18 protein-coding genes are annotated in these 21,080 nt (G+C 69.3%); 7 read left to right on the top strand and 11 right to left on the bottom strand.

Annotated features, from left to right (window positions below; all coding sequences use genetic code 11):
• Positions 1-15 precede the first annotated feature (15 nt).
• The 6 genes from rlmN (at position 16) to DAETH_RS05290 (ending at position 7,548) form a co-directional block, all read left to right on the top strand.
• Entirely contained in the window at positions 16-1,053 is a 1,038-nt protein-coding gene (gene rlmN, locus DAETH_RS05315) for a 23S rRNA (adenine(2503)-C(2))-methyltransferase RlmN (RefSeq protein WP_264776876.1), read from the top strand.
• A gap of 211 nt (positions 1,054-1,264) precedes the next feature.
• Complete coding sequence (locus tag DAETH_RS05310; protein WP_264776875.1) at positions 1,265-2,881, top strand: tetratricopeptide repeat protein; 1,617 nt, start codon at positions 1,265-1,267, stop codon at positions 2,879-2,881.
• Positions 2,878-4,107 carry an SPOR domain-containing protein gene (locus DAETH_RS05305; RefSeq protein ID WP_264776874.1) on the top strand — a complete coding sequence of 410 codons (1,230 nt, stop codon included), beginning with the start codon at positions 2,878-2,880 and terminating at the stop codon, positions 4,105-4,107. The genes DAETH_RS05310 and DAETH_RS05305 overlap by 4 nt, the downstream gene beginning before the upstream one ends.
• A 5-nt stretch (positions 4,108-4,112) precedes the next feature.
• Positions 4,113-4,811 carry a redox-sensing transcriptional repressor Rex gene (locus DAETH_RS05300; protein WP_264776873.1) on the top strand — a complete coding sequence of 233 codons (699 nt, stop codon included), beginning with the start codon at positions 4,113-4,115 and terminating at the stop codon, positions 4,809-4,811.
• Positions 4,808-5,449 carry a hypothetical protein gene (locus tag DAETH_RS05295; RefSeq protein WP_264776872.1) on the top strand — a complete coding sequence of 214 codons (642 nt, stop codon included), beginning with the start codon at positions 4,808-4,810 and terminating at the stop codon, positions 5,447-5,449. The genes DAETH_RS05300 and DAETH_RS05295 overlap by 4 nt, the downstream gene beginning before the upstream one ends.
• A gap of 5 nt (positions 5,450-5,454) precedes the next feature.
• A complete protein-coding gene (locus DAETH_RS05290; protein WP_264776871.1) occupies positions 5,455-7,548 on the top strand; it encodes a PKD domain-containing protein in 2,094 nt (697 codons plus the stop codon).
• 82 nt (positions 7,549-7,630) lie between these two features.
• Here DAETH_RS05290 and cpdB read toward each other — a convergent pair whose 3' ends face one another.
• Positions 7,631-9,517, bottom strand: a complete 1,887-nt coding sequence (cpdB, locus tag DAETH_RS05285) for a 2',3'-cyclic-nucleotide 2'-phosphodiesterase (RefSeq protein ID WP_264777393.1) — start codon at positions 9,515-9,517, stop codon at positions 7,631-7,633.
• A 44-nt stretch (positions 9,518-9,561) separates the two neighbouring features.
• Entirely contained in the window at positions 9,562-10,842 is a 1,281-nt protein-coding gene (locus DAETH_RS05280; RefSeq protein ID WP_264776870.1) for a lactate 2-monooxygenase, read from the bottom strand.
• A 137-nt stretch (positions 10,843-10,979) separates the two neighbouring features.
• Between DAETH_RS05280 and DAETH_RS05275 the strand changes: the two genes are divergently transcribed.
• Complete coding sequence (locus tag DAETH_RS05275; protein WP_264776869.1) at positions 10,980-12,392, top strand: SAM-dependent methyltransferase; 1,413 nt, start codon at positions 10,980-10,982, stop codon at positions 12,390-12,392.
• A 207-nt stretch (positions 12,393-12,599) separates the two neighbouring features.
• Here the strand turns inward: DAETH_RS05275 and DAETH_RS05270 are convergent, their stop codons facing one another.
• From DAETH_RS05270 to DAETH_RS05230, 9 genes are all read right to left on the bottom strand, one after another.
• Positions 12,600-13,259 (bottom strand): DUF5639 domain-containing protein, encoded by a 660-nt coding sequence (locus DAETH_RS05270; protein WP_264776868.1) that lies wholly within the window; start codon positions 13,257-13,259, stop codon positions 12,600-12,602.
• A complete protein-coding gene (locus tag DAETH_RS05265; protein WP_264776867.1) occupies positions 13,246-14,694 on the bottom strand; it encodes an FAD-binding oxidoreductase in 1,449 nt (482 codons plus the stop codon). Before DAETH_RS05265 ends, DAETH_RS05270 begins: the two co-directional genes overlap by 14 nt.
• A 181-nt stretch (positions 14,695-14,875) precedes the next feature.
• The gene (gene glcF / locus DAETH_RS05260) at positions 14,876-16,153 is read right to left on the bottom strand and encodes a glycolate oxidase subunit GlcF (protein ID WP_264776866.1); all 1,278 of its coding nucleotides are present in this window, start codon (positions 16,151-16,153) and stop codon (positions 14,876-14,878) included.
• Positions 16,154-16,293: 140 nt separating this feature from the next.
• Positions 16,294-16,473 carry a hypothetical protein gene (locus DAETH_RS05255; RefSeq protein ID WP_264776865.1) on the bottom strand — a complete coding sequence of 60 codons (180 nt, stop codon included), beginning with the start codon at positions 16,471-16,473 and terminating at the stop codon, positions 16,294-16,296.
• Positions 16,467-17,612, bottom strand: a complete 1,146-nt coding sequence (gene dinB / locus DAETH_RS05250) for a DNA polymerase IV (RefSeq protein ID WP_264776864.1) — start codon at positions 17,610-17,612, stop codon at positions 16,467-16,469. The genes DAETH_RS05255 and dinB overlap by 7 nt, the downstream gene beginning before the upstream one ends.
• A 15-nt stretch (positions 17,613-17,627) precedes the next feature.
• A complete protein-coding gene (locus tag DAETH_RS05245) occupies positions 17,628-18,851 on the bottom strand; it encodes a 23S rRNA (cytosine(2499)-C(5))-methyltransferase (protein ID WP_264776863.1) in 1,224 nt (407 codons plus the stop codon).
• Between the two features lie 120 nt (positions 18,852-18,971).
• Positions 18,972-19,391 (bottom strand): DUF6194 family protein, encoded by a 420-nt coding sequence (locus DAETH_RS05240; RefSeq protein WP_264776862.1) that lies wholly within the window; start codon positions 19,389-19,391, stop codon positions 18,972-18,974.
• Between the two features lie 150 nt (positions 19,392-19,541).
• Entirely contained in the window at positions 19,542-20,753 is a 1,212-nt protein-coding gene (locus DAETH_RS05235) for a thiolase family protein (protein WP_264776861.1), read from the bottom strand.
• 14 nt (positions 20,754-20,767) lie between these two features.
• On the bottom strand, positions 20,768-20,986 hold the full coding sequence (locus tag DAETH_RS05230; protein WP_264776860.1) for a hypothetical protein: 219 nt from the start codon (positions 20,984-20,986) through the stop codon (positions 20,768-20,770).
• Between the last annotated feature and the right edge of the window lie 94 nt (positions 20,987-21,080).

Below are 21,080 nucleotides of genomic sequence, written 5' to 3'. Positions count from 1 at the left end.
CGGTAAAATCTCCTGATGCAGCTTCTCCTCGACCTTCACCCTGATCAGTACCCGCTGGACGGTTTCCGGCGGCGGCAACTGCTGGAGTGGGTCTTCGTGCAGGGCGTGGGGACGTTCGACGCCATGACGAACCTTCCGGCAGAGGCCCGAGCCGACCTCGCCTCCAACTTCAAACTCAACCCTTTCAAGGACATCGAGACCGTTCGCAGTGCCGACGGCTCCGTCAAATACCTCTTCACCCTGGGAGACGGACGGCAGATGGAGGCCGTCTACATGCCCTACCTCGACCGCAAGACGATCTGCGTCTCGACGATGGTGGGCTGCCCCGCCAAGTGCGCCTTCTGCGCGACGGGCGCGATGGGCTTCGGGCGCAACCTGACCCCGGGCGAGATCGTGGGTCAGGTGCTCGCGGTGGCGGGTGGCGAGGGGATCGCGCCGCGCGAACTCCGCAACCTCGTCTTCATGGGGATGGGCGAACCGCTGCTCAACTACGCGAACACGATGGCGGCGGCCCGCATCCTCCTGCACCCCCGGGCCCTCGGCATGAGCAAGCGGCGGGTGACACTCTCGACGGTAGGCCTGGCGAACGGCATCCGCAAACTTGCCACCGAGGACGACCTCGGCATCAAGCTGGCGATCAGCCTGCACGCGCCCGACGAGGAGACGCGGCAGCGCATCATCCCGACCGGAGCCGCCAACTCCATCCCCGAGATCATGGCCGCCGCCCGCGAGTACCAGGCGGTGACGGGCCGCCGGGTGACCCTGGAATACGCGATGCTGCGCGGGGTGAACGACCACCTCTGGCAGGCGGAGTTGCTGGCCGACCTGCTAGACGGGCTGGTGAGCCACGTCAACCTGATCCCGATGAACCCCTGGGACGGCTCGGGCTTCGAGTCGAGCACCGAGGCGCAGATTCAGGCGTTCTACGACACTCTGGAGGCGCGTGGCGTGGACGTGAGCGTGCGGCGCTCGCGCGGCAAGGATGCGGGGGCGGCCTGTGGTCAGCTTGCGCTCAAGCGGCCCGGTGCGGTGGCGGGGGCGGTTCCGGCCTAGCCTCCCAACCTCATCTGCTGGACGTGCCTTCCGTGACCGGAGGGCGCGTTTTTTCTGTGCCACACAGCCCCGGGCCAGACGCCTCCTTGCCCAACACGGTCGTCGCCCCGCCGTGGAACAATTACAGCGCCCAGCGCACGCAAGGTGAGTAAGGGTTCAGAAAGAGCCGCGTCGATACGATTCCCCCGTTCCCCCGTACAGGAGGCCCCCGGTGACTCAACCTACCCCCCTGGTGCTGCTCAGCCTCTTGCTGGCCGCCGCCCCCGCCGCCTCGGCGCAGACGCTGGTCGAGACCTCGACGGCGATCTCCGTGCAGAACACGCTGACGCAGACGGGCACCCCCGCCGTCCCCCGTGTGCCGTCCCTGCCCACCCCACCGACCCCCGCCACGGTGGCCTCCCCGACCGTTCCGGCGGCACCGGTCACCCCAGCCATCCCCTTCACCCCCGCGCAAACCGCCGCGCTCGGTCAGGCGCAGGCGGCGCTGCGCGGGGGGCAGCTCGGGCAGGCGCGCACCCTGTTCGAGCGGCTGATCGCCCAGAACTACGCGCAGCCGGAACCACACTTCGGGCTGGGCCTGACCCTGTTCGCGCAGAACGACCTGCGGGGCGCGGCCTTCGAGTTCACGCAGCTTATGGCCCTGGCCCCCGACCGCTACGAGGGGCCGTACAACCTGGGAGTGATCGCCACCCGCGAGGGGCGCTACGCCGAGGCGCTCAAGTTCTACGGCGACGCCGCCGCTCTGGCACGCGGCAAGGCGGGTGCCGCCACCGTGCGGCAGGTGCTGGAGGCCCTGGCCGCCGAGCAGACCCGCGCCGGGGACTTCGCCGGGCTGAGCACCACCCTCGCCGAGGTCGTGGCGCTCGACCCGAACGACGTGGACACGCAGTTCCGGCTGGCGCAGGCGCGCACGCTGGCGGGGCAGGGCGCCCTGGCACTGCCGGGGGCGTACGCCGTCTTGCAGCGTCAGCCCGCCCACCTGGAGGCCGCGCTGCTGGTCGCCGACATCTACGTGGTGCAGGGCCTGCCCAGCCGGGCGGTGCGCGAACTCGACGCGGCGGCCGCACGTGTCTCTGGCGGTGAGGACCGGGCGCGGCTGTTCCTGCGCAAGGCGGACGTGCTGGCCGCCTCCGGTAACGCTCGCGGGGCCGTCCTCGCCGCGCAGGAGGCCACCCGGGCGGACGGGCGCAACGCCTCCGCCTTCGCCCGGCTCGCCGAGTTGCGGGTCGTGCGGGGGGACCGCTCCGGGGCGCTGGCCGCCTACCAGAGCGCCGTCCGGCTCGCCCCGCGTCAGGCCGGGTACCGGGTCGGTCTGGCCGCCCTGCGGCTCGCCCTGGGGCAGAACGCAGACGCCGCGCGGGACGCCGCCGAGGCCCTGCGCCTGAGCCCGGACCCCGCCACCCTCGCCCGCGCCCAGTTCGTGCGGGGGCTCGCCGCGTACCGCCAGGGGCAGTACGGCCCGGCGCGTGCCGCCTTACGCTCCAGCGCAATGAGGGCCCCGAGCGCCGAGACCTACCTGTGGCTGGGTCTGAGCGCCTACGCCCAGAAGGACTACGCGGGCGCCGCCACCGCCCTGGGCGAGAGCGTCAAGCTCGACCCGACGCCTACCGCGCGCCAGAACCTCGCCTCGGCGCTCCTGGCGTCCGCCCGCTACCCGGAGGCCGAGGCGGTGCTGCGCGGCCTGGTGACCGAACAGCCGAAGAACAATGAGGCCTGGTATCTCCTCGGCCTGGCCCAGCGCGCCCAGACCCGCGAGGCGGAGGCCCGGCAGTCCCTGAAGACTGCCGCCAACCTCGGCAACGCCAAGGCGCAGGGGGCGCTGAAATGACCCGCGCGTCCGGCAAGGCCCGTCGCTGGCCCGACCTCCTGATCGGCCTGCTGGTGCTGCTGCTGCTCGGCGGCTTCGCCTTCCTGCTGGTCGGCCAGCGTCCTGAGCCCGTGGCGCAGACACCTACGCCCACGACCCCGCCCGCCACCGAACCGACACCCGAACCCATCACCATTCCCACCGCGCCGGGCACTGAGGCGACTGAGGGCACCACCGCCACCGTCACGCCCCCCGATTCCTCCAGCGGGACAGGCGACGCGGCCCCGCCGACCGCCACCGAGACACCTACCGAGCAGCCGACGCCCAGTACCTCAACCCCCCCGGCGGCGGCCACAACGGACACGGGGGGGGCGAGCGGGCAGGACAACGGGGACAACACGGCAGGCACTACGGAGATTCCCGTGGTGCCCGCCGCTCCCATTGAGGAGGCGCCCTCGGCGAGCACCACGACCCCGGACGCTGAGGGCAGTGAGACGACCACCTCGCCCTCGACCACGACCCCGCCCGACACGACGACGCCTCCGCGCGCCGCCGCCCCGGTGGCTACGAGCGAGCAGCGCACCCCCCTGCGCAGCGACTACCGGGTCAGCCTGGGGTCCTTCGCCACGAGGCGCACGGCCGAGCGGCTCACCCAGGGGGTCAGCGACCTGGGGTACACCGTCTACCCCATCGACTTAGGCGATCAGGTCGTGGCGCAGATCGGCCCCTTCGAGGACGAGGCGAACGCCCGCCGCGCCCTGGCGGACATCCGGCGGGCCTACCCGGGAGCAGTCCTCTACCCGCCCCGGGGACGCAGCCTGAAGGGCGACACCACCGAAATCTCCCCTCCGCCAGCCCCCACCCCCGCCACCCCGGACACGAACCGGCCCTCGACGTCCGCCCCGACTTCGGCGGCCCCCGCACCGGCCACCGAGTCCCCCGCTCCCCCCGAGGCGGTGCCCGCGCCCGCGCCGACCACGCCCACCCCACCCACGAGCACCGAGCCCAAGGCGAGCGCCCCGGCGGCCCCGAGCGGTCCGGTGTACCTCCAACTGGGGGCCTTCGACCAGGTCGAGAGCGCGCAGGGTCTCGTCTCGCGGCTTCGGAACGAGGGCTACGCGCCCACCGTGAACGCCCCCGACGGGCGCAAGGTCACCGTGCTGGTCGGCCCCTTCAGCGGCTCCGCCCTCACGAACGCCGAGACGAACCTGGCGGCCAGCGGCCACGACTTCTTCCGGGTGCGGTGAGCGGGGTGACCGGGATCCCCACCGCCACGATCAGCCGCCTGGTCACCTACCTGCGCATCCTGGAGGGACTGGAGGCGCAGGACGTGGCCCGCACGAGCAGCACCGACCTCGCCGTTCTAGCCGGGGTGACGGCCTTCCAGGTGCGCAAGGACCTCGCGTACTTCGGGCGCTTCGGCACACGCGGCCTGGGGTACACGGTGCCCATCCTCAAGCGGGAGCTTTTGCGCGTGCTGGGCCTGAACCAGACCTGGAACGTGGTGATCGTGGGGGTGGGGCGTCTGGGGCAGGCCATCGCCAACTACCCCGGCGCGAGGGACTACCAGTTTCAGTACGTCGGCCTCTTCGACGTGAACCCCGCCCTGATCGGCACCGGGGTGCGCGGCCTGACCGTGCGGCACACGGACGAGCTGCGCGACTTCGTGGGGAGCACGCGGGTGGACATGGGCTTTCTGGCCGTGCCACCCGAACGAGCGCAGGACGCGGCCCAGAGCCTCGCCGACGCGGGCGTGCGCGGCATCCTCAACTTCGCCCCGGTCGTGATCCAGCCGCGTACGGTGGAACGCTCCGGTCTGCAAGAAATTGGTGACGAGTGGCGTGGTGTGATCGTGGAGAACGTGGACTTTCTGGCCGGGATGAAACGCCTCGCCTTCTACGTCCTCAACCCCGACCTCAGCACCACCGGACCGGAGGAAATCGAAGAATGAAGAGACTCTTGCCCGCCATCGCTTTACCCCTGCTGCTTGCCGCATGCGGCTCGGCAGGAACCAGTTTTGGTCCAACGGTTGGAATGACGCCTAGCGTCGACAACGCGGGGATCACCGTGACCGTTAATCAGGTGGTTAACGCTCAGACAGGGGCGTTGAAGCGCCTCGAGACCGAATACGAGATCAAGCAGCCTTCGCTACGCCTCGTGGTCGCTCCTAGCAGCCTGGGAGTCACACTCGATGGGTACCAGCTCACGGTTAAGGACAGTGCCGGGACACGATTCGGGGGAAGCGAAGGGCAGGCCCAGCGAGGCGTGTCTACACATGTCATGAGCGGCTACGCCTGCCAAACCAGTAGTGCCGATGCAACCCTGATCACCTCTACCGATCAATGCGCAGGAACGCTCAAAACGCCGTACCCCCGGAACGTCGATTTGGGAAGTCTCGTTCTTTTAAATGACTCGGTAGCGAGCGCTGTAGTGGAGGAGTATGTCGCCTCCAGCGGCACAAACTGTCCCACCCTCAAACTCAACGTCACCCTTACCGGCCGTGACGACCTGAATCGCAGCATCACACCGCTCCAGGTGCAAAATGCGCCTCTTGCTGTGACCTGCAACTTGACGACTTCCGAGGAGTGAATTTGATGACCCCCCGCCCTCTCTGCGCCCTGGCCCTCACCCTCCCCCTGCTGCTCGCCGCGTGCGGTGGCACGACGCCTGGCACCTCGGCCTCCACCAGCGGCAGCAATCAGGCCCCTGAGGCCAGCATTCTGAGCGCCAGCGGCGCGAAGCTGGGCACGGCGGTCGTGGTCGGCCCCAGCGCACAGTTCACGTTGAACGTCAGCGACTCGGACGGCACCGTCAGCCGGATCGAGTGGACGGTCGCGCAGGGCTCGAAGGTTATTTCCAACGGCAAGTTCAGCGGTGAGGAGGTCAAGGCCCGGCTGCCCCTTACGCTGCCCAGCCTGACGGGAGGAACGTACACCCTCACCGTCAAGGCGACGGACGATGGGGGTGCCAGCACGAGCGCACAGACCAACTTTACGGTAGACGCTACTGCACCCGTCCTGGGCACCGTCGCGCTCAACGGAGCGGCCCTTGCAGAGGGAGCGAGCGCGAATCTAGTGGTCGGCGCGACGGGGACTCTGACGGCCAGCGCGACCGACAACGTCGCGGGCGTGACCCTGAACGTGTACCGGGGCAGCACCCTTGTCGGCTCGGGGACGGGCAGCGTCACGGCGGACGTCAGCGGCGGCGCCGCAGGCAGCGCGTCTTACACGGTGGTCGCGGTCGATGCCGTGGGGAACAGCACCAGCCGCACCTTCACGGTCAACTACCAGGCCAGTTCCAAGGAGACGCCCGCCCCCACCCCGGTCCTGCTGATCAACAACACCGGCACGCAGCCCTACAGCAACGTGCTCAGCATCACCGCCTCGGCGGGAGTGGCGCCTGGGGTCGCCGTGAAGCAGTTGATTCTGGAGGTCACCGACGCGAACGGCATTGTGGACACCACGACCTACACGGCTGCGAGCGAGAACGCCACCTTCAACATCGACACCACGAAGTTCCCGGACGGAGCCTTGAGGCTGCGGGCCATCGCTATCGACGCGACGGACCAGCGCGGCACGAGCGGCGTCAGCACGGTACAGATCAGCAACTTGGTCGCTCCGACCCTTACCATCGTCACTCCCGCCAACGGCGGAGACGTGACAGGGATCACGGACGTGACGGTTCAGGTCCGCCGCAACAACACGGGCTTCAGCTTCACGACAGAGGCGGGCAACATTGCGCTCGACGTTATCGACTCGCGTGGGCAACTCGTGACGACCCAGACCGGAACTTTGAGCAAGGTAAACGAGGGTTTGTACCAGGCGAAGCTGAGTGTGGACTTCAACGCCACCCAGTACCTCAATGGGACCTACACCTTGCGGGCGCGTACAGACGTCCTGCTGAGCGGTGAGAGCACCAGCCGTACTCTCACGGCGGTCAACAAGGTCTCGAACCTCTCCCAGATCAACGTTCCTCCCGCAGTGAACATCATCCTACCCGCGTTCTACGGCAGCGATACCAACAACCCCCAGAGCAGCAGCCGCCCTGTTCTCACCCGCAAGAGCGCCATCGCCGTTCAGGTCAGCGACAGCGACGCAATTCAACAGGTGCAGCTCCAGTTCACCTGCGACCAGGCCACCAAGCTATCTACCCAGACCTGCAACACATCCGCGTACAACTTCAACTTTCCCATCGGAAAGGCCGGGCTCTTCTACCGCGTCTTCGATACGGGCGTGCTCATCGATGGGCAACCGTTCGTCGAGAACGGTAACTACGTGATGCGCGTGACGGCCACCGACGCGGCGGGAAACAGCAACATCAAGGAAATCAACGTGCTCGTGGACCGGAGCAGCGCGGGGATTGCCAATCTGAGTCCCGTGGTCACCACCACCTACGAGAGCGCGGCCAGCAAGTTTACCCCGGCCTCCGCGATCTGGCAGATCCAGGGGACGAACGTGAACCCCACCCGCATCATCTCCCTGTGGTACGACAGCAACGGGGAAGGTCTGGCCCGGGAGATTCCAACCCTCGTCGGAATCGAGACAGACGCGGCTCCAGGCAGCGTCATTGGAGACGGCGCTGCCTTCAACAAGGCGGGCTCCTACCGTCACGACTTCTTGGTGCAAGACCTCGTCACGGGCGTCGTGGAGCTGTACCCCGGCGGGTTGGTGAACGTGAGCGAGAAGTAGGCCCCAAGAACCCGGCGTGATCACCGGGCATTAAAAAGAGCCGCACCCTATTCGGTGCGGTTCTTTCTTCTTTCGTGCGCGTTCAGAACTTGATCGTGTACTCCGCGAACCCGTCCTCGCGCGTGCGCAGCAGCGTCGCCCCAGCGGGCAGGGACTTCTGGGCGTTCGGGCTGCTCACGTAGAGCAGGGTCGCGCCAGGAATCGGGGTGAGCTTCCAATTGCCGTCGGCGGTGGGGTTCACCGTCTTCTGCTGCTGGAAGTAGGAGATCAGGGCCTGGCGGGTCTCGTCGGGGGCCTGGAGGATGATGTTCTTGCCGTTCAAGCCGGGAAAGGAGCCGCCGCCCGAGGCGCGGTAGTTGTTCGTGGCGATCACGAACTGCGCATTGGGGTCGATGGGCTTGCCCTGGTATTGCAAGTTCTTGATGCGGCGGGCGCCCTCATTCACCAGCTCGCCCTTGCTGTTGTAGCGGGAGGGCTGGGTCACGTCGATCTCGTACGTCACCCCGTCGAGGATGTCGAAGTTGTAGGTGGGGAAGGAGTCGTCCACCAGGGCCTGCGGCTCGGTCTTGCTGGGATCGATCTGCTTGAACTGCCCGGCGGCGCGCTCCAGCCACTCCTGCACGCCCGCGCCGTTCACGAGGACGGCTTGCACGGTGTTGGGGTACACGTACAGGTCGGCGACGTTCTTGATAGCGAGCGTCCCGGCGGGGATGTCGGTGTAGTAGCTCGCCCCGCCCCGGCCCCCGGCCTTGAAGGGCGCGGCGGCGGAGAGCACCGGCAGGTCCTTGTACTGGGTGTTGCTCAACGCGGCCTTCACGTAGGCGGTCTGCGCGTTGCTCACGAGTTGCACGCTGGGGTCGTCCTGCACGAGCGCCCAGTAGGAGTTGATGGGGGCCGCGAGGTCGGCGACCTTGCCGCGCACGTAGGCCAGGGTGGCCTCGTGCGCCTGTTTGACCGCGCTGGCGATGCGAGGGTCGGGGGTGACGAGGCTCTTCTTCGCCGTCTTGTCCCAAATTGGGCGCAGGCTGCCCGTACCGTCCGCGATGGTCCACTTCTGGGTCTTGCGGTCGTAGCCCAGCTTCAGGTCCACGATGCCGAGGTCGTTGCCCCAGAACCCGGCCATCACGACGGGCTTGCCGTTGATGGTGCCCTTGGTGACATCGGCGCCGGGGATGCTCTTGTACACCGGCCCGGGGAACTCCTGGTGGCTGTGGCCGCTGAGGACCACGTCGATGCCGTCCACCCTCGTGAGTTCGGCGGCGACGTTCTCCTGGCCCGGCTGGTAGTCGGCGCTGATGCCGCTGTGGGCGATGGCAACCACGATGTCGGCCCCCTGCGCCTTCATCTGCGGGACGAACTTGCGGGCGGTCTCCACGATGTCGGCGGTGACGATCTTGCCGTCGAGGTTGGTCTTGTCCCAGTTCACGATCTGCGGGGGCAGCAGGCCGATCACACCCACGTTGAGGACGTAAGGGCGTCCCTCGGTGTCGTAGACGACCTTGCGCTGGATCACGTAGGGGGTGAAGGCGTTCTCGCCGGGCTTGCCGGTGCCGTCGTCCTTGTAGGCGTTCGCGCTGACGTACGGCATCGGCGCGGCGGCGAGCACCTGCTGGAGGAAGGGCAGGCCGTAGTTGAACTCGTGGTTGCCGAGGTTACCCGCGTCGTACTTCAACACGCGCATCGCCGCGTGCATGGGGTGGAGCTGGCCGGGCCTAAGCGGCTGCACCCGCGCCACGAGGTCGCCCAGCGGCGTGCCCTGGATCAGGTCGCCGTTGTCGTAGAGCAGGGTGTTGCGCTTCTCGTCCCGTGCCTGCTTGATCAGGGTGGCCGTGTACTCGAACCCGAACTCGCCTGTGGGCTTGTCCTGGTAGTAGTCGTAGCCCAGCGCGTTGGTGTGGAGGTCGGTCGTCTCCAGGATGCGCAGGTCCACGGTCTGCGCGCCCGCCGCGCCCAGCAGGAGCGCGGTCATGAGAGCAAGTTGCTTATGCACGCCCCGCAGGATACCGGGTCGGGTCAGGGCTGTGTCTGTGAGGCAAGGGGGACGAGGTGCCCCGGTCCAAGATCGCGGGCCGCCCGCACGCCCAGCAGGCCCAGGGTGAGGTCGAGTTCGGCCAGGACGTTTTGAATAACTTCCCGCACCCCCGCCTCCCCCGCCACCGCGAGGCCGTAGACGTAGGGCCGCCCGAGGAGCACGGCCCGCGCCCCCAGCGCGAGTGCTTTCGCCACGTCCGACCCCGTGCGGACGCCGCTGTCGAAGAGGACGGGCAGGCTCCCCGCCGCCGAGACCACGCCGGGCAGGGCGTCGAGGGCGGCCACCTCCCCGTCGATCTGGCGCCCACCGTGGTTGCTCACGATGAGGCCGTCTACCCCCCGCCGGGCGGCCTCGCGGGCGTCTTCCGGGTGGAGGATGCCCTTGAGGAGCAGGGGCAGCCGGGTCCACTCGCGCAGGCGGCTCACGTCGTCCCAGCCGAGGTCGGGGCGGGTGTAGGTGGCGGTGAAGCGGGCGGCGGCGGCGCGCATCTGGGTGGGGGTGAGACCGAAGGCGCGGCCCTTGGCGGCGAGTTCGGCCCCGGCGCGCAGCAGGGCGGGCGTGCGGGGCGGCTGGACGGCGGGGGCGGGCAGGGGTGTGTCCAGCCGCGAGCGGAACAACGGGTCGCTGAGGTACTGGGCGATGCCGCGCCCGCGCAGGAAGGGCAGGTGCCCCAGGTCGAGGTCGCGGGGCCGCCACCCCAGCAGCGTGGTGTCGAGGGTGAGCACGATGGCCCGCGCCCCGCAGGCCTCGGCCCGGCGGACGAAGGAGCGGGTCACCTCGTCGTCGGTGCCCCAGTAGAGCTGGAAGAGGCGGGGCGAGTCGCCCATCGCCTTCGCGCACGCTTCCATCGGGACCGACGCCTGGGAGCTGAAGACGAAGGGCACGCCCTCCTGGGCGGCGGCACGGGCCACGGCGAGGTCGGCCTGGGGGTGGGCGCACTCCAGAACGCCGACCGGGGCGAGCAGGAGGGGCGTGGGAAAGGTCAGGCCCAGCAGCTCGACGCTCAGGTCGCGCTCGCGGGTGCCGCTCAGCATTCGGGGCAGGAGTTGCACCCGCTCGAAGGCGGCGAGATTCGCCCGCATCGTCCGCTCGGTGCCCGCCCCGCCCGCGAGGTAGGCGAAGTCGGGGGCGCTCAGTTTCGCGCGGGCCGCCGCTTCGAGCCTGTCGGGGCCCACCGGCACGCGCGGGCGCTCGCCGCCCAGTCCGCGCACGTAGACCCGCGTCTGCCTCGACCTGCCCGGACCTGATCCGATGTTCGTCATGCTCCCCCCGGGGCCCTCCCGGCCCTCTTCTCAATGTGTTGCAGGTGCTGTGGCGTCCGCGAAGGATAGCGCCCGGAAGCGCCGGGACGGACGGGCACTATCCTGAACGGCACTTCTCCCACCCCTTTGGAGGTCCCATGTCCCCCTCTGACCCGCCCCGTTTTCAGCCCAACCCCTCGCCCGCCACCTCCGCTCAGACGATGGGGCTGGCCGCCGTGCTCACCGCCCTGGGGGCCGTGGTGGTCGCCCGCGCCCGCACCCGGCCGGGCGAGGCGCAACTGCTGGAGGCGGCCCGGCGCGTGCTGACCGCCGTGCTTCCCCCCGAGCGGCCCTTCGCGGTGCGGCTGTGGGACGGCCATGAACTCCCCGCCTCCACGCCCGAGCCCGCCGCCCGGCTCGTCCTGAACTCCCCGGAGTCGCTGGGCCGGATGCTCCGTCTTCCGCTCGACGTGGCGCTCGGCGAGGCGTACCTGCGCGGCGACTTCGACATCGAGGGGGACTTCGGGAGGATTGTGGGGCTGGCCGACACCTTGAATCCGCACTTCTCCCCGGCGCAGGTGGCCTCCCTGCTGCGCGACGTGAGGGTCCTGCGCCGGGGGGCCAACGCCAGACCTCCCACGCCCCTGGCCCGGCTGCACGGCGAGGCCCACAGCCGCGAGCGTGACCGGCAAGCGGTGCAGGCACATTACGACGTGTCCAACGATTTTTACAAGATGTGGCTGGACACACGGATGGTTTACTCGTGCGCCTACTTCCCGCGCGGCACGGAGACCCTCGACGAGGCGCAGGAGGCCAAGCTGGAGCTGATCTGCCGCAAGCTGCGCCTGAAGGAGGGCGAACGCCTCCTCGACATCGGGTGCGGGTGGGGTGGGCTGGCGGTCTACGCGGCGCAGAGGTACGGGGTGCGGGTGCTCGGCGTGACGCTCTCGGAGGCGCAGCTTCACGAGGGCCGGGCGCGGGTGAGGGCGGCGGGCCTGGAACACCTCGTCACGCTGGAACTCCGCGACTACCGGGACGTGACGGGCGAGTTCGACAAGATCGCGAGCGTCGGCATGGCCGAGCACGTGGGCCGCCGCAACATGCCCGAGTATTTCGCCGCTGCCCACCGCGTCCTGAAGCCCGGCGGGCTGATGATGAACCACGCCATCAGCGACGGGCTGGGGCAGGCAAAGGTCTCGAACCTGATCCAGTCAGGGAACTTCGCGCGCCGGTACGTCTTTCCCGACGGCGAACTGCTCCCGATCTGGGAGACCCTGCGGTACGCGGACGCCGCCCTCTTCGAGGTGCGCGACGTGGAGAACCTGCGCGAGCACTACGCGCGGACGACGACCGAGTGGGCACGGCGACTGGAAGCGCGGGAGGCTGAGGCCCGCGCCGAACTCGGCGAGGAGCGTTACCGCCTGTGGCGCATCTACCTCCATGCCTGCGGGTACTACTTCTCCGCCGGGCACCTCAGCATCTTCCAGACCCTCCTCGCCAAGCCGGACGAGCGGAGGCACGTGCCCCTGCCCGCCAGCCGGGGAGACGTGTACGCGGACGGGAGGTTGTGAGGGGAGGTTGCGGCCTCTCCTGCCCGACCCGCTCACCCCCTCCCCCCGGGGGACGCCTGATGCGAATTGCGAAACTGGCGAAAAACCCATTTTCGTCGTCTGGCAAAAGGACGAGCGGCGCTCGCCACCCCTCTCCCCGCAACTTTGCAAGCCTCCCGCAAGGGGAGAGGGGGTAAAAGACCTCGGTTGAGCCGTTGAAGTTGCGCCCTACAACGCCGCCGCCAACTTGCCGAACAATCCGGGCACGGGCGGCACGCTGACCCCATTCACCCAGCCGAAGCGGCGGTCACGCAGGTCGGCACCCTCCCCCACCCCCAGCCCGTCCGGGAAACGGAGGCGCAGGTCGAGGGCCTGCGTGACCTCGCGGGCGCCGGGCAGCACGCTCAGAGCACGATCCACCTCCCGCGCGTGGCCGAAGTGCATCAGGTGGACCTCCTCCCCGTCCTGCCACGCGAAGCGGGCGCCGACGTCCCCCAGCGCGGCGAGGTCACCGGGGGCCGCGACGTGCCGCACGCTCAGGCCGGGCCTCAGCCGCAGCGTCACGTCCAGCGCCTCGCCCAGCGCCCCGAACGAGCCGACGAAGGGGCGGGTGAGGTCGTAGCCCTGGACGTTTTTCACCGTGCGCCCACCCGCCTTCACGACCCGGCCGGAGGGAGCGCGGAAGGTCACGCCCAGCACCTCCGCGCCGAAGAAGAAGTTCTGCCCGAAGCCTCCCCGGGAGACGAGGCCGCCCACGCCGCCGGGCAGTTCGACCCGGGGAAAGGGGGGGAAGAGGCCTGGGGGCAGGGCCGCGTACACCTCCAGCAGCCCGGTGTCGCCGCTCACGGTCACGGTCTGGTCGCCGGGCGAGAGGTCAAGGATGGGCATGGGGGGCGTCCTCGTGCTCGTCGGGAAGAATCTTGCCGGGGTTGAGCAGCTCCCGGGGGTCGAGAGCGTGCTTGACGCTCCACAGGGCGCCGAGGGTCACCGGGTCCACCGCCTCGCGCATGAAGGGGCGTTTCATGGTGCCGATGCCGTGCTCGCCGCTGAGCACCCCGCCGTGGCGGATGGCGACGAGGGCGATCTCGTGCGCGAGGTCGTGGACGGCGGCCGGGGACTCGCGCCGGGGATCGAAGAGAATGTTGGGATGGAGGTTGCCGTCGCCGATGTGCCCGAACTGCACGAGCGGCAGGCCCGAGGCGTCCCCGAGCGCGCGAATCTCGCGCACCACGTCGGGCAACGCGGAACGGGGCACCACGATGTCCTCGTTCATGCGCTGGGGGCGGATGCGGCCCAGGGCGGGCGACACGCTGCGGCGGGCCTGCCAGAGGGCGGCGCTCTCGGCATCCGTGGCCGCCCGGCGCACCGTTCCCCCGGCCCGCAGACAGGCGGCCTCCACGAGCGCCCGTTCCTCCTCCACCGTCTCCAGGTCGTCGCCGTCGGTGTCCACCAGGAGGACCGCTCCCGCCTCGCGCGGGAGGCCGATGGCGAGGAAGTCCTCGACCGCGTTCGTGCAGGCCCGGTCCATGAACTCCAGCTTGCTCGGCACCGCCCCGGCGGCGATGGCGGCGCTGACGGCCTCGGCGGCCTCACCCACCTCGGGAAAGCTCGCCATCAGGGTGCGGGTGTACCTGGGAGGAGGCGTGAGGCGCAGCGTCGCCTCGGTGATGAGTCCCAGGGTGCCCTCCGAGCCGATGAGGAGCCCGGCGAGGTCGTAGGCATCGCGGGTCAATTCATGCACCTCGCCGCCTTCGTCCACGAATTCCAGCCCCTTCACGTAGTCGCCCGTCACCCCGTACTTGAAGCACATCGGCCCGCCCGCGTTCTCCCCGAGGTTGCCGCCGATGGTGCTCGTGCGGAAGCTCGCAGGGTCGGGGGGATAGATCAACCCGTGCGGCCTCGCCTTCTCGGTCACGGAAAGGGTCACCACGCCCGACTGCGCCCGCGCCTCGCGCCGTTCCGGGAAGACCTCCAGCCGGGTCATGCGGGTGAACGAGATCACCAGCGACTCGCGCAGGGGGGCGGCCCCGCCGCTGAGCCCGCTCGCCGCCCCGCGCCCCACGACGGGGACGCCCGCCGCCCGCGCCGCCCGCACCGCCGTCACCACGTCTGCCGTCGACTCGGGCAGCACGACCGCCAGGGGGGTCTCCCCGAATTGAATCGCGTCGTAACGGTAGTTCAGGCGCTCGGAGCGGGCGCTGAGCACCTTCTTCGGGCCGAGGGTGCGGGTCAGCTCGGCGGCGAGGGGACTGTCCGGCACGCCGTTCGAGCGGGGCCCCCGGGCGGGGGAGCCGGGGGTGGAGGCGACTTTCTCGGGGGTCATGGGTGGGCTCCAGGCGTGGGACGTATGGCTGGATCACAGGAACGGGTCGCCCGCTTTCCCCCCCTCCCAACCTCTGCTTCGCAGCTTTGCAAGTCCCCCACAAGGGGGGAGGAGCAAATAGCGAGCCCCCAGCCTTCTGTTTTTTCCCACTTACCACTGCCCACCAACCACTGCCTCTGCGTCACAATTCCCCCCGGTACGCCAGATCCAGCACCTCGACCGTGTGCAGCACCGGCACCCGGCTCCCCTGACGGCGCACATGACTCTGAATCTGCGTGTGGCAGCCGATGTTGCCGCTGGCGATGAGATCGGGGGTGGTCGAGAGGATGTTCCCCGCCTTGCGGACGCCGAGTTGATTCGCCAGTTCGGGCTGTTCGAGGTTGTAGGTGCCCGCCGAGCCACAGCAGAGGTCGCCCTCGGGCACCTCCGCCACCGTCACGCCGGGAATGGCGCGCAGCAGTTCGCGGGGCGCCAGCCGAATCTTCTGCGCGTGGGCGAGGTGGCAGGCGTCGTGGTAGGCGACCGTGAGGGGCCGCGAGGTGGGCATGGGCCGTTCAAGGTCCCCTTCCCGCAGCAGCTTGCCCAGGTACTCGGAGATGTCCTGCACCTTGGCGGCGAAGGCCCGCGCCCGCTCCTCGCCTTCGAGGCCGTGCACCACCACCGGGTATTCCTTGAGCCCCGCCCCGCAGCCCGCCGCGTTGGAGAGGATGGCGTCGTACTCGTCCGGGTCGAAGGCGCGCAGGTTCTGGCGGACCAGCCGCAGCGCCTCGTCCCGCGCCCCCGTGTGCAGCGCGGCGGCCCCGCAACAGCCCTGCCCCTCGGGGATCACGACCTCGATGCCGTTGCGCGCGAGCACCCGCAGGGTCGCGGCGTTGAAGTTGGGCGCGAGGGCCTGCTGGGCGCACCCGGCGAGGAAGGCGACCCTGCCCCGCTTCCTGCCCCTGGCGGGCGTGACCCTGGCATTCGGCTGCATCGCCGGGACATGCTCGGGCAACAGGTCCATCGGGGCGCGCAGGGCGGCAGGGAGGAGGGGGGCGAGCGGCTTGGCGTACTGGCCGACCCTCGCCGCCACGCTGAAGACCCTGGGGGCGGGAAGGATTTTGAGAATGGCCGCCCGCTTGGCCCGGTCGAAGGGGCTGCGCTCCCGCAGGGGCTCGCTCCAGCCCCGGAAGCTCGTGATGAGTTCGCCGTAGGGCACGCCGCTGGGGCAGGCCGAGACGCAGGCCTGGCAGCCCAGGCAGCGGTCGAGGTGCGGGGCGGCGTCGGCCAGCGGCAACTCTCCCTCCAGCACCTCTTTCATCAGGACGATGCGCCCGCGCGGGCTGTCCATCTCGTCGCCCAGGATCGCGTAGGTCGGGCAGGCGGGGAGGCAGAAGCCGCAGTGCACGCAGGCGTCGACGGCGTGCGCCATGACCTCGCCCTGCGGGCCTAAGCTCTGCACGGGAATCTCGTTGTTCACGGGCGGGCCCTCATGCCAGGCAGGATAGGCGGGGGCGCGGGCGAAAAAAGGAAGTCATGTAGCCTGCCGCCGCGCCGCCTGTCTATCCTTCCCGCGTCCCGGAACACGGACACACCCGGGAGAGACGGCCCGGGCGGGCCTCACTTCAGGCTGTCGGCCGAGACGATCTGGATTTTGGCGACCTGGGGCTGCAACACGTCGTCGAACCGCATGACGAGCAGGCGGGAGGTTGGATTTGCGCAGGGCGGCGCTGACCCCGGCGCGGGTGGGAAGGCCCCACCGTCTTCATGCTCCAGGTAAAAAGCCCGAGTCGTCACCATCCTACCCACAACCGCCCGACACGGTGGCCTTCCTCCGGGTCAGCCCCACATGAAGAACCCTCCCCGTCCACCTCCCCGAAGAGGGACGGGGGCGGCTCGGACGGGGGGCCCAGCCCGGAGACGGTGATGCCGACGAGCCGCACCCCCCGTCCCGCGATCAACTCGGTGCTGACGAGGCGGGCGGCGTGGCGCGAGAGCGTGCCCGCGTCACGCACGGCATGGCCCAGGGTGACCTGCCGCGTGACGCCGCTGCGGTCGTCGAACTTGAGCTTGAGAATCACCACCCGTCCCGCCAGCCCGGCCCGCGTGAGCCGACCCTCCACCGCCCGGGCGAGGTCCGGCAACGCGACGCGGACCTGCTCGGTGGTGCGCAGGTCCTGGGCGTACGTCTCCTCGGTGCCGATGCTCACGGGCGCGCGGCCTGGCTCCACCGGGCGGTCGTCCTGCCCCCGGGCGATGCGGGCGAAGTGCTCGCCGACCCGGCCGAACCAGGCGACGAGTTGCGCGGGCGGCGTGGCGCGCAGGTCCGCCCCGGTGTGGATACCGTGCGCGGCGAGCTTGGCAGCGGTCGCCGGGCCGATGCCGTGGAAGTCCCCCGTCGGCAACTTCGCCAGGAGCGCGTCGGCCTCGTCCGGCAGCAGGACGGTCAGGCCATCGGGCTTATTCATGCCGCTCGCCAGCTTCGCCAGGAACTTGTTGACGCTCACGCCCGCCGTGGCGGTGAGCCCGGTCCCCGCACGAATCTCGGCACGAAGACGTTCGGCGATGCGGGTGGCGCTCGGCCCACCTCTGAGCGGCGCGGTCACGTCCAGGTACGCCTCGTCCAGCGACAGCGGCTCGACGAGGGGCGTGTAGGCGGCGAAGATGTCCTGCACCTGCGCGCTCACCTCTCGGTAGGCGTCGAACCTGGGCTCCACCACGAGCAGACCGGGGCAGCGTTCGAGCGCACGGTAGAGGGGCATGGCGCTGCGGACCCCGTACACCCGCGCCTCGTAGCTCGCGGTGAGGACCACGCTGCGCTTGCCCCCCCAGGCGACGGCGAGGGGCCGACCACGCAGCCCGGGGGCGTCACGCTGTTCCACCGACGCGTAGAAGGCGTCCATGTCCACATGGATGATCTTGCGCGTCCCCCCGCCCACAAGGGAAGTGTAGACTCAGGAGTCGAGTCGCAGGTAAATGGCCTTGAGGTACTCGGCCTCGGGAAAGGTGGCGTGGTGGTCGGGCGCGTGGCGGGTGGTCGCCAGCTCGCGCCACCTGCGACCCGAGCGGTCCGCCGCCCCCCTCACCACGTCCCAGAACTCCTCCGCGCTGACGTGGGCGGAGCACGACGCGCTGACGAGGATGCCGCCCCGCGCCAGCCGCCGCAGCCCGTCCCCGGCGAGCCTGCCGTAGGCCCTAATCGCCCCCGCCCGCTCCGATTCCCGCCGCGCGAGGGACGGGGGATCGAGGACGATCAGGTCGAACTCGCGCCGGGTATCCGAGAGCCACTCGAAAACGTCGGCCTGTACGGTCTCATGATGGCAGGCGGCAACCTGGGGATCGTCGGCGTTCAAGGCAAAATTCCGCCGGGCACTCTCCAGCGCGTGCGCGCTGATGTCGAGGCTGACGACCTCGGACGCTCCCCCCCTCGCGGCATAGAGCGAGAAGCCTCCCGAGAACGAGAAGGCGTTCAGTACCCGCCGCCCCCGGCTCATCTCCCCCACCCGGCGGCGGTTCTCGCGCTGGTCGAGGAAAAAGCCGGTCTTCTGCCCGCGCACCACGTCCGACTCGAAGCGCAGGCCCGACTCGCGGAAGATAACCGGGCCGTCCGGCTCGTGGCCCACGAGCGTCAGGCCGTCGTGCAGACCCACCTCCCCCGCCGCGTCCTGGGTGTTGCGGCTCAGACGCAGGACCACTCGGAAGCCGGGAAAGCGGTCCTCCAACAGCCGCAGCAAGAGGGGCAAGTGCGGAAACCACGCCGCCGTGTACAGCTTGAGGACGAGCGTGTCGGCGTACCGGTCCACGACCGCGCCGGGAAAGCCGTCCGACTCACCATTTACCACCCGGTAGCCGTCGGTATCGGGGCCGAAGAGGGACGCACGACGCAGGAGGGCCGCATCCAGCCGGGCCGCCCACCACGCCTCGTCCACGGTGACGGGAGAGCCCGTGTGCAGCACCCGCAGCCGCAGCGGCGAGGCAGGGTCGTACAGGCCGAGGGCGAGGAAGCGGTCGCGGCGGTCGTATACCACGGCGAGTTCCCCGGCCTCGCCCGCCCGGTTCTGCTCGCGCACGCTCGATTCGTACAGCCAGGGATGCCCGGCACGCAGATGCGACTCCGCCGCCGCCGTCACGCGCAGGCGCAGGCGGGAGCGGGCCGGGGTGGCAACCGGAGCGGACATGGGGGGAGGGTAGCGCAGTCGGCCGCAAGAAAAAGGAACGGCGCGGGTGGCAACGTGGGTGAGGCGGAGGCGCAGGCACCGCTCACGAGGTTCAAGACCATAAGTGAGTAAATGGACCCCTTACTGGTGCCTCCCTGCCTTCTCGTAGGCCTCCTGCAACAGTGGGCGCAGCCTCTCAAAGGTTGCGGCGCCCGGATTCAGGACGCAGATCCAACCCATTGGTGCATAGATGGGATGGGGCATCAGGGTATCGAGGGCCGCGTAGTTGTGACCCGTGTCAATCACGTCCCAAGCCGTGTGGGGTTTCGGCACCGCTCCGAACAGCGTTATGTAAGTGTCCCGCTTTACCCCCAGATTCAAGCGGTAGACGCCCTCACGGTTCAGGTTCGAGGCTGCGTCATGTTGATCGGAGGTGACCAACGTGGCAAAAGGCATTTTCTGGTCTGCCTTCGCCATGAAATAGGAATCTCCGTCAGCGTGAATGACAGAGCTCTCAGGGAATAGGCGACCCAGCTCTACCAGCACGTCATTTGGCGTCATCCCTTCCTGGTTTGTAGGCCGATCCATAGCTCTTACAGTTTATGAGGCCTGTGAGTAAAGGCCGGGGCACGCTCTTGAGCAGATCTTTATCTTCAGAAGTTAAGACAAAACCCCGCACCAGCCGGGGCTTGCCGAAAGGAAGGATTCGGTTCAGTCCGCCGCCTGCTCTCCCTGCCCCTCCTCCTCGGACGGGAAGACCTCGATCACGCCCGCCGCGCCCATGCCGCCGCCGATGCACATGGTGATCAGCGCCTTGCCGCCGCCCCGGCGCCGCAGCTCGTAGATCGCTGTCGCCGTGAGCTTGGCGCCCGAGCAACCCAGCGGGTGCCCCAGGGCGATGGCGCCGCCGTTCACGTTCATCTTCTCCTCGTCGAAGCCCAGCTCGCGGGCCACGGCGAGGCTCTGGGCGGCGAAGGCCTCGTTCAGCTCGATCAGGTCGATGTCGTCCAGGGTCAGACCCGTCTGCGCGAGGACCTTCGGCACGGCGCGCACGGGGCCGATGCCCATGAGTTCGGGCTCCACGCCCGCCACCGCGAAGCCCAGGAACTTCGCCAGGGGCTTCACGCCGAGTTCCTGCGCCTTCTCCGCGCTCATCACGAGGACGGCGGCGGCCCCGTCGGAAAAGGGGCTGGAGTTGGCGGCACTCACCGAGCCGGTCGCCTTGAAGGCTGGGCGCACCTTCGCCATGTCCTCCAGGTTGGCGTCGCGGCGGATCAGCTCGTCCTTGTCGAAGGTGACGGTCGTGCTCGTGAGCTTCGTGCCCTTGACCTTATCCACCTGCACGGGCACGGGGATGATCTCGGCGTCGAACTTGCCCGAGTCCTGGGCCGCCGCCGCTCGCTGGTGGCTGCGGAGGGCGAAGGCGTCCTGATCCTCGCGGCTCACGCCGTACTTGGCGGCCACGTTCTCGGCGGTCAGGCCCATGCCGATGTAGGCGCCGGGGCGCTCGTCCACGAGGTCCGGGTTGGGGCTGGGGTTGTGGCCGGTCATGGGCACCATGCTCATGCTCTCCACGCCGCCCGCGAGCATCACGTCCGCCTGCCCGGTCTGGATCGCCGCCGCCGCCATAGCAATCGTCTGGAGGCCGCTGGAGCAGAAGCGGTTGACGGTCACGCCGCCCACCGAGTCGGGCATCCCCGCCCGCAGCGCGGCCATGCGCGCGACGTTCAGGCCCTGCTCGGCCTCGGGGATGGCGCAGCCCATGTACACGTCCTCCACGATGGAGGGGTCCACGCCCGCGCGCTTCACGGCCTCGGACAGCACGAGGGCGGCGAGGTCGTCGGGGCGGGTGTTGGCAAGGGTGCCTTTGACGCCGCGACCGACAGGGGTACGAACGGCAGAAACGATGACAGCATCACGCATGGGAAGCTCCTCTTTCAATACATCTGCACGAGCTTTGACTCGTGGTGATCGGGTTGCTTGTAGAACAGTCGCGTGTCGGGAGGCCGGGAAGTCAGGGCAACATTCAAAATGGTGTGCTTGTACCGCCAGGTGTGCTCAAGGACGATGCGCTCGTTCCACTCGTACTTTGCCGTCTCACCCGGCTGCAATTCAGTGATCTTGCTCTGCCCCAGTGGGTTACTTGAGTAGGGCATGACGCGGAGAGCGTCGCCGTCAAGCCTGATCTCAAGCTCGGCAGGGCGAGCAGAGACCAACTTCTCGTACTCCTACACCCGCTCACGCGCTTGG

This window comes from Deinococcus aetherius, from assembly GCF_025997855.1.
Classification (GTDB): Bacteria; Deinococcota; Deinococci; order Deinococcales; family Deinococcaceae; genus Deinococcus; species Deinococcus aetherius.
The sequence above is the reverse complement of the archived record's forward strand: the minus strand, read 5'-3'. Positions and strand labels throughout refer to the sequence as shown.